Source organism: Parvularcula maris (genome assembly GCF_024505085.1).
In the GTDB taxonomy this organism is placed as follows: domain Bacteria; phylum Pseudomonadota; class Alphaproteobacteria; order Caulobacterales; family Parvularculaceae; genus Parvularcula; species Parvularcula maris.
Genome location: NZ_JANIBC010000022.1, coordinates 24,888 through 31,529, shown reverse-complemented (window position 1 = coordinate 31,529; position 6,642 = coordinate 24,888). Strand labels below are relative to the sequence as shown.

Sequence of the window (6,642 nt, the reverse complement as noted above, 5' to 3'; positions counted from 1 at the left end):
GAGCCTTCGGCGTCGTCTGCAAAGAGGAATGCAGCTTGCGTGCCGCGCTCGGCCTTTCCGCCCGAAATCCGTCAGCGTAGAGGCTTCAGGACGGGCGTGCCCTGGGCCAGAGCCCGCTCGAACGCTGCGTCTGCGCCGTAGGGAGCGCCTAAAAGCACGAGGCCCGAACCGGTCATGCCGCGCCCTTCCTTGAGAGAGAAAGACACCTCGCTGACCAAGGAATCGTCCCCTTCGAGGACGCCGAGAAGGTCTTTGTGCCGTCCTGCTTTAAGAAGGGGGTACCAGATCAGGACAGCCGCCTCAGGCCACTTCTTGCGCAGGGCCAGGGTGTGGCGGCCAGCGCGCTCGTACTCGGTCTTGTCCTCATAGGAGGGGTCGATGAGGACGAGGCCCCGGCGGGGCTCCAGCGGCGCCAGGGCGAGCGAGCCCTCATAGCCGTTACGGCGGTGCACCTCGGCGATGGTGCCGCGCATGGTTCGCTTGAGGCCAGCGTGCTCCTTAGGGTGGGCCTCCATCAGGACCAGGCGGTCCTGGGGGCGCAAGAGCGCCTCGGCGACCAGGGGCGAGCCGGGATAGGCTTGCGGCCCTCCCCTCGCCTTTGCCGCACCCAGGGCTTGGCCGAAAGGAGTGCCGGGATCGGGGCTGAGAAGCGCGATGCCCTCCGCCGCCTCATGGGTCTTGGCCGTTTCCTCCGAGGACAGATCGTAGAGCCCCCTGCCCCCATGGGTCTCCATATAGCTGACGCCCCGGCCCTTGACCGTCAGCAGAGAGAGGAGTTCGGCCAGGACCAGGTGCTTGTGAACATCGGCGGGGCCGCCCGCGTGGTAGGCGTGCTGGTAGGAGAGCAGCCTCAGTCCTCCGCACGCGGCTTCAAGGCGAAAACGACTTCGACTTCTGCGGAGATCGTTTGCGGCGCCACATCAATCTCAATTGCCTCTTGCGGAACTCGTTCCCGGCGCACAGAGGTCTCTTCCGGTGCCATCTCGAGATCGTAGGCCCATCTGTTGCTATCCGATGGCGTGATCTTCAGCACTTCTCCCACCGACATTCCTGACGCCTCGGCCAGATCCTTCGCGCGTGCCCGCGCATCTGCAACGGCGGCGGCAAGCGCCTCATTTTTATAATCGCCCCTGTTCGAGACCGAGAATGCACGGGTGGAGATTTCCGAACCCGTCATCTCGCTAGCCAAGGACAAAAGATTTCCGGCCTGTTTGGCCGGACTGGCCTCTACACTTAAATCCACATAGGCGTAGTACTGCTCTACAGGACAGAAGTCCGAGTTTTGATTCTCGTACTGGCTCGTACACTCCGGGTCGCGCACACTGTAGAGATTGACGTCACTACTGGTGAACTCGATTTGCTCCAACCCCCTCATTTGCGGCAGCTGAGACCGAAGTTCGTTCAACTCCCGATTCATAGCGGCTATGGCCTGCTGCGTCGTCGAACCCGTCCCAGCGGGGGTGATGCTCAATCGGAAGCTGTCCGGCATGGCTTTCACCTCACCGTAGCCCTGCACAGTGACCTGCGGGGGCTCGTCCAGGGGCAAACACCCCGCCAGTCCGGCCGCGCACAGAAGAATGACGAATTGCTTCATTGTTTGATCCCCCACTGCTGCAATATTGCGGTTTGGAGCTGGTTCTACAAGCCGAGGATTACCCCCATCTCCACATAGGCGAGAGTTGCTCTTACCTTGATGCTTCCGGTTTAGTCTCACCGTTCCGTTTGCTGCGAGCGCTTCCTTCAGAGGCCGTCGATCGCTGCCACAACCACAGCCCTAGACCGATCAGGAGCAGCTGCACGCCAATCCTGACGCTGGCCAGAACGGGCACGCTGAACACGGGGTCCGGGCGGAAGAAGTCCCAGAGGTGGAGCGGCAAGAACAGTGCGCAGAGGAGTGCGAAGCCGAAGGCCGCGCCCGCGCGGGTGCGGGGGATTAGAACGCCGATGCCGATCAGAAGCTCGATCAAGCCGCTGATGATGACAACCGGGCCTTCGGGCAGCCAGTCGGGCACGATGGGAAAGAAGGCCTCCGGCACGACGAGATGAAGGATGCCTCCTGCGATCATCCACAGGGCGATGAGTCCGATGCCCGCCCCTGTGAGAGCTTTCATGCAGTGAAGGTCCGCTCGACGATCCGTTCCAGCCACTCCTTATCAACCTCGTCAAAAGTTCCCTCGTCGGGGCTGTCGATGTCGAGGACGGCGATCAGCTCGCCCTTCTCGGTCCGTACGGGGACGACGATCTCGCTCACCGAGCGGCTGTCGCAGGCGATGTGGCCTTCGAAGGCGTGGACGTCGCGAACCACTTGGGTCTGGCCAGTCTCCGCCGCCGCACCGCAGACGCCGCGCCCAAAGGGGATGCGCAGGCAGCCCAGCGTGCCCTGATAAGGGCCGACGATCAGCTCGTCCGGCTTCTCGGGGTCCACCATGTAGAAACCGGTCCAGATATTGCCGGGGAAAGCTTGGGCGAGAAGGCAGCTCACCGTCGCCATACGGGCGATACCGTTCCCCTCCCCCTCCAGCACGGCGGCGATCTCCTTGGCGGTCTGCTCGTAAGTGTCGGCTTTGGTCATCCGGCCAGCGTAAAGCGCAAGGACGGCAGGTCCGCAACGGTGACCTCGACCCGGTCGCCGGGGTCAAGCCGGCCGACCCCCGCCGGGGTGCCGGTGAAGAGGAGGTCGCCGGGCTTCAGCTCGACATAGCGGGAAAGCCTGGAGAGCGTCTCCGGCACGCTCCAGATCATCTTGGAGAGGCTCGTGCGCTGGCGCTCCTCGCCATTGACGAGCGTGGCAAGCTCCCCCTCCATGGGCTCGCCCGGCATGGGCACGAGGGGGCCGATGGCAGCGCTGTTGTCGAAGCCCTTGGCCATGTCCCAGGGGGCGCCGCGCTTCTTCGCCTCGGACTGGAGGTCGCGGCGAGTGAGATCGCAGCCGCAGGCATAGCCGTAGACGCAGGCACGCGCCTCTTCCTCGCCGAGGTTCTTGCCGCCGTCACGAAGGGCCACCACCAGCTCTCCTTCGAAGTGCAGGTTCTCCGTTATCGGAGGGAAGGGCATGGTCTCGCCGGTGAAGACGGCATCAGCTGGCTTGGTGAAGAAGACCGGCGGCTCGGACTTGGGATCGGAGCCCATCTCGGCTGCGTGGTCCGCGTAGTTCTTGCCGATGCAGAAGATGCGCCGCACCGGGAAGGTCTCGCCGCCTATGACTGGGAGTGAGGCTTGGGTCACGCTATGCACGGCTCAGAAGATCTCCAGGAAGCTGTAGGCGGCGGCGATGAAGAGGCCGAGCCAGAAGAGGAAGCTGTAGATCGAGAAGACGAACAAGGTGGCGAAGACCGACTTGCGCCAGGACCTCTTAAACGCGCCCTTGATCGCCAGAAGGTAGTAGATCGGCACACCGAGGAAGAAGAGCAGCCCGCCGACCGAGCCGGGCATGAAGCCGCCCGTCCACACATTGATGGTGATGACCAGAAAGCCGATGGCGTGGGTCTGAAGCGACAGGAGGAGGTGGTCGTAGATCAGCGCGTCCCGCCCCCTGATCACCGCGGCGCCGAGGAGTGCCATCAGCGGCACGAAGACCAGCATAAGCCGCGGGATCCACTCGTTGAGCGCGTTGGAGAAGGCCGCCGGGTTCCTTAAAATGGAGAGGATGCGCTCGACGAAAAGCTCCGAATCCACCTCGCGCCCGTTCAGCTCGAAGCTGTCGAAGTCGATCATCTGGCGGATATAGTCGCGCTCCTCGGGGCTGTACTCCCGCTCGGGCGCCTCGTGGAGGAACATGACGTGGGGTATGGGAACCCATCCGCCGCTCTCCTCGTCGGTCTCGATGTCGGCGGTCAGGCCCTCCTCGCTGAGCTTGAAGTTGACCTCGGTCTCGCCATCCGATTCGCCCTCCTCGGCTTCTGACCTTACGCTTTCCGCTACCACCGGAGGCACCTCTCCGAGCTGCTCTATCGCCTCTCTTGCCGCCTCCCGCTCGTCTTCGGTGAAGCCCTCCTCCATGCCTTCGAGAAAGGCCTGGGCCTCGGCCTGCACCTCTCCTCGGTCGCGCAGCTCCACATCGACGACGACGAGGTGCTTGTCGGTGAGCTGCAGGGTGGTGAAGAAGAGAAGCGAGACCAGAAGGAACAGCCTCACCGGCGGGGTGAAGGGCGAGCGGCGTCCATGGGCGTAGTCGCGCACATGGCTGCCGGGCTTGGTCACCACGTTGCGGCAGGTACGCACGAAGCGGCCGTCGAGGGCGGCGATATCGGTGACGCTCTCTGCCATCAGCTTGAAGACCGAGCGGCGACAGTCGTCGTCCTTCTGCCCGCAGGCATGGCACCACGGCCCCATGATGGTGGTGCCGCAGGCAAGGCACGCCCTGCCCGCATGCTCGGCCATATGCTCAGCGCTGGCGGCGGTGGTGGTGGTGCTCACGACGGTCGGTCCCCGAAACCCTGTGCGCGCCATTGTGCAGGCGCGGGGCGCCTGCGGCAAGACGGCGCGCTTTNTGGTGGTGCTCACGACGGTCGGTCCCCGAAACCCTGTGCGCGCCATTGTGCAGGCGCGGGGCGCCTGCGGCAAGACGGCGCGCTTTGGTAGTGTCTCAGTTCGAAAGCCTGGCAAGTACCGCCTCCCTCTCCCGTTCACGGGAGAGGGACCGAGGGTGAGGGGGTTCTGAGCGCAGGTCGTGATAACTAGCGTTGCAGAACGGCTTCGCCGAAGCCCTCACCCAAAACCTGACTGCGCCAGATTTTGACCTCTCCCGTGAACGGGAGAGGTGGGCAGCGAGCGAATCTCTCGAACAGGATTCACACTGAGACACTACCCGGCCTCGCAAAGCTCCTCTCGAGAACGTCTTCGCGAATCAAAGAGGAACGGAGGTCTCGAACTTCTTGCAGGACCAGACCACCTTAGTTTCGTAGCGGCGAATGGCGGGGTTCGTCATGAAGGTGTCCTTACTCCACGCCTCGTACCAGGGAAGATTCGGACCGTGCACGATCAGGACGTAGTCCTCGGTTCCCGCCACGTGGTAGCTTTGCATGACGTGAGGTTCGGCCGCCATCTGCTCGTCCAGGGCCTCATAGGCCTCGACCGTTTCCTCGCCAAAGGTCAGGGTCACGATCAGCCGCACCCCCCAGCCTACCGGGTCCAGCAGGCTGACATCCCTCGCGATGACGCCCTCTTCCCGAAGCCGGACGATGCGCCGCCTGACCGCCGAGCCTGATAGGCCGACCGCCCGTCCGATGGCCTCGTGGCTGCGCTGGTTGTCGCGCTGTAGAATGCGCAGGATGGCCCGGTCGAACCGGTCGAGTTCGGCGGTTTGGTCGCTCATTTTCGTCGTTCCAGCGGTATGACTCGCAGATTTCCGCACCCCAACTGGCGATTTTCGCTGAGATTGTCACGGGGTCCGTTGCTAAGACCGCAGGGATCGGGCTTCTCCGCTCGCGCTTGTGGCGAAGGCCTGCCGCGCGACCGAACAGTCCCCCACCTTCCGGCGGATGAGGTCCATGCGGTTTCGACTTCCTTTGTTCTTTCTACTGATCGCCGCCCTCGGTTCGGCTGCGCTCTGGTGGTGGGTGTACCGCGACAGAACGGACCCCCCTCGGTTCGAGGCAGCCGACTTCGCTGGCCTCAGCACCCAAGAGGCGGCGCAGCGCATCGCCGACGCCACGGTAGCGGGCGGTGCGCCCGGCGTGCTGATCCATGTCCGAACGAGGGACGAGACCGTGACGGTGGTCGCGGGCATCTCCGACCGTAAGAGCGGAGCTCCGATGCCGAAGGAGGCCCCGCTGCGCATCGGCAGCATCTCGAAGATCTACACGGCTGCTGCTGTGCACCACCTGATCGACCAGGGCCGTTTCGACCTGGAGACAAGGATCGCGGATCTTCTGCCCCGGCACCTGATCGAGGGCGTTCCGAACGCGGACCGAGCCACCGTTCGCCAGCTTCTTCAGCATACGAGCGGCATTCCCAACTACTATGACGTCCGCTCCTACTTCACGAGGGACTGGACGCAGCCGATCTCCCTTCAGGCGATGCTGCCGACCGTCCGCCGGATGAAGGCGACCCATCCGCCGGGAGAGCGCTACGCCTACTCCAATACGGGCTATCTCTATCTCGGCGCGGTCGTCGAGGAGGCCTCGGGCCAGCCGCTGGACGAGGTCCTCGGCGAGGTAATCAGGACACCGCTGAAGCTCGAAGCGACCTACTACAACCGCTTCGATCCGGCGGACGAGGCTGTATACGGCTACGGCACCTATCTGCGTCCCTGGAAGAACACCTATGCCTATTGGGAGCACTCCGGGCCGGACGGCGGGATCGCGGCTTCCGCGCAGGAGGTCGCTGTCTTCCTCGAAGGGCTTCTAGGCGAAGAGGCGGCGCTCAGGCATCTTGGCGACCGGATGACCGCCGAGCTGATCGAGCGGGCGCCGCGGCGGCGGCAGGGCCTCGGTATCGAGACGATCGTCACCCGCTCCGGTGAGGAGCTCTACGGTCATACGGGCGACGTCTTCGGCTACCAGACCATCGCCCACTACTACCCTGAGCGCGGCGCGGCGGTGGTGGCTCACGTCAACTGCAACTGCGCCAGCCTCACCTCCTCCCTCATCGGCAACCTCTACCGCGCCGTCGAGGCGACCGATGGCGTGTTCGCTCCGTAGG

At 64.1% G+C, this 6,642-nt stretch carries 8 protein-coding genes; 1 reads left to right on the top strand and 7 read right to left on the bottom strand.

The window, feature by feature from the left end:
- Positions 1-71: 71 nt before the first annotated feature.
- The 7 genes from rlmJ to NOG11_RS14495 form a co-directional block, all read right to left on the bottom strand.
- Complete coding sequence (gene rlmJ / locus NOG11_RS14525; RefSeq protein WP_256620532.1) at positions 72-734, bottom strand: 23S rRNA (adenine(2030)-N(6))-methyltransferase RlmJ; 663 nt, start codon at positions 732-734, stop codon at positions 72-74.
- 116 nt (positions 735-850) lie between these two features.
- Complete coding sequence (locus NOG11_RS14520) at positions 851-1,594, bottom strand: SIMPL domain-containing protein (protein WP_256620531.1); 744 nt, start codon at positions 1,592-1,594, stop codon at positions 851-853.
- Between the two features lie 91 nt (positions 1,595-1,685).
- Entirely contained in the window at positions 1,686-2,111 is a 426-nt protein-coding gene (locus tag NOG11_RS14515; RefSeq protein WP_256620530.1) for a DoxX family protein, read from the bottom strand.
- The gene (msrC, locus tag NOG11_RS14510; RefSeq protein WP_256620529.1) at positions 2,108-2,572 is read right to left on the bottom strand and encodes a free L-methionine (R)-S-oxide reductase MsrC; all 465 of its coding nucleotides are present in this window, start codon (positions 2,570-2,572) and stop codon (positions 2,108-2,110) included. The genes NOG11_RS14515 and msrC overlap by 4 nt, the downstream gene beginning before the upstream one ends.
- Complete coding sequence (locus tag NOG11_RS14505; RefSeq protein WP_256620528.1) at positions 2,569-3,225, bottom strand: fumarylacetoacetate hydrolase family protein; 657 nt, start codon at positions 3,223-3,225, stop codon at positions 2,569-2,571. Before NOG11_RS14505 ends, msrC begins: the two co-directional genes overlap by 4 nt.
- Positions 3,226-3,237: 12 nt before the next feature.
- Entirely contained in the window at positions 3,238-4,416 is a 1,179-nt protein-coding gene (locus NOG11_RS14500; RefSeq protein WP_256620527.1) for a DUF3667 domain-containing protein, read from the bottom strand.
- A gap of 430 nt (positions 4,417-4,846) precedes the next feature.
- Complete coding sequence (locus NOG11_RS14495; protein ID WP_256620526.1) at positions 4,847-5,314, bottom strand: Lrp/AsnC family transcriptional regulator; 468 nt, start codon at positions 5,312-5,314, stop codon at positions 4,847-4,849.
- Between the two features lie 175 nt (positions 5,315-5,489).
- Between NOG11_RS14495 and NOG11_RS14490 the strand changes: the two genes are divergently transcribed.
- Positions 5,490-6,641 (top strand): serine hydrolase domain-containing protein, encoded by a 1,152-nt coding sequence (locus NOG11_RS14490; protein ID WP_256620525.1) that lies wholly within the window; start codon positions 5,490-5,492, stop codon positions 6,639-6,641.
- The last annotated feature ends 1 nt before the right edge of the window (position 6,642 follow it).

Coding starts and splice junctions, on each gene's coding strand:
- rlmJ (WP_256620532.1), bottom strand. CDS start 734: ATGGAGACCCATGGGGGCAGGGGGCTCTACGATCTGTCCTCGGAGGAA.
- NOG11_RS14520 (WP_256620531.1), bottom strand. CDS start 1,594: ATGAAGCAATTCGTCATTCTTCTGTGCGCGGCCGGACTGGCGGGGTGT.
- NOG11_RS14515 (WP_256620530.1), bottom strand. CDS start 2,111: ATGAAAGCTCTCACAGGGGCGGGCATCGGACTCATCGCCCTGTGGATG.
- msrC (WP_256620529.1), bottom strand. CDS start 2,572: ATGACCAAAGCCGACACTTACGAGCAGACCGCCAAGGAGATCGCCGCC.
- NOG11_RS14495 (WP_256620526.1), bottom strand. CDS start 5,314: ATGAGCGACCAAACCGCCGAACTCGACCGGTTCGACCGGGCCATCCTG.
- NOG11_RS14490 (WP_256620525.1), top strand. CDS start 5,490: ATGCGGTTTCGACTTCCTTTGTTCTTTCTACTGATCGCCGCCCTCGGT.